Annotated in this window: 1 protein-coding gene; it reads right to left on the reverse strand. The window is 69.4% G+C overall.

Annotated elements, in window-relative coordinates:
- Nucleotides 1-13: 13 nt before the first annotated feature.
- Nucleotides 14-1,252 carry an IS110 family transposase gene (locus AB1L88_RS26865; protein ID WP_367099802.1) on the reverse strand — a complete coding sequence of 413 codons (1,239 nt, stop codon included), beginning with the start codon at nucleotides 1,250-1,252 and terminating at the stop codon, nucleotides 14-16.
- Nucleotides 1,253-1,498 lie beyond the last annotated feature (246 nt).

Here is a 1,498-nt window from a genome sequence, read left to right on the forward strand (position 1 = left end):
TCCTGAAAATACCCTATGCCGCTTCGTCCCGCGGTTCCAGGATAACCTTATGGCCTAGCCGTTCCAAGCGACGCACCAGTTGGCGGGTCAGCCGCTGCGGCTCCAGCCGGTCCAGGTACTCCGGCCCCAGGTCCTGATACGTCGTCCCGTCGCGCAGGATGTGGTAGATGATTCCCAGCAGGGTGTGGCCCACCGCCACCGCCGCCCGCTTCGCTCCCCGACGCGCCGCCAGCCGGCGGAACTGGGCCCCGAGGTACGTCTTCTTGCTCCGGCCCGCCGCGTGCGCCGCCTGCACCAGCGCGACCTTCAGCCAACGGCTCCCCTTGGTCGTCTTGCCGCTGCGGCGCCGACCGGCGCTCTCGTTGTTGCCCGGGCACATCCCCGCCCAGCTCGCCAGGTGCCCGGCCGTCGGGAACTGCCCCATCTCCGCGCCGATCTCGGCCACGATCACTTCGGCGATCCGGCGGCTGACCCCCGGGATCGTCTCCAGCCGCGACGCCGCCTCGGCGAATGGGGCCATCACCTGCTCGATCCGCTCGCCCAGCCGACCGATGATCCCCTCCAGCGCTTCCAGGTGCTCCAGGTGCATGCGCAGCAGGAAGCGGTGATGATCCGTCACACGCCCCCGCAACGCCTGCCGCAACGCCGGGAGCTTGGCCCGCAACCGCCCCAACGCCAGGTCGGCCAGGGTTTCCGGGTCCTGCTCGCCGGCGATCAACGCCCGCAGCATCGCCCGGCCGCTGTCGCCCAGCACGTCGCTGGCCACGCTGCCGAGCTTGATGTTGGCGTCCTCCAGCACCTTCTGGATGCGGTTGGCCACCGAGCCGCACTCGGCGACCAGCTGCGCCCGCTGCCGGGTCAGGTCGCGCAGCTCCCGGATCGGCTCCGGCGGCACGAAGCTCGGCTTCAGGAGCCCGTGCTGCAAGAGCTGCGCGATCCACTGGCAGTCCTTCACGTCGGTCTTGCGTCCCGGGACCTGCTTGATGTGCTGGGCATTGGCCAGCAGCAGCTCGAAGCGGCCCTCCAGCAGATGCCAGACCGGCTTCCAGTAGACCCCCGTCGATTCCATCGCGACGGGCGTCACCCCCTCGGCCGCCAGCCAGTCGGCCAATGCGATCAGCTGGCCGGTCATGGTGCCGAAGGTCCGCACCTGCTCGCGAGCCTTGCCCGCCTCGTCGAGGCGGCGGACACAGGCGACGACGGTGTCCTTGTGGATGTCCAACCCGGCGCAGCAGCGATGGAGCACTTGCATCTCCAACCCTCCCACCGACGCACGCCGGGGGACATCGACGGGCTCAACACTCTGTCCTGCGTGCTCCCCGACGAGCGGGGGCGACAATCTCGGGTACGGGGCGATGTCCGGGCCAGACTAACCTGCGGGCTCACGGCACCAGGCGACGACGGCCGAGACCCGACGGGCGTTCGGCCCCTCCAGTCTACCGTCGCCACTACCTATTTTCATACTCTCAGGGTGCCGCTCAGCGGCATGACGACTAAC

Origin of the sequence: Tautonia sp. JC769, from assembly GCF_040717455.1 — a bacterium.
In the GTDB taxonomy this organism is placed as follows: Bacteria; Planctomycetota; Planctomycetia; order Isosphaerales; family Isosphaeraceae; genus Tautonia.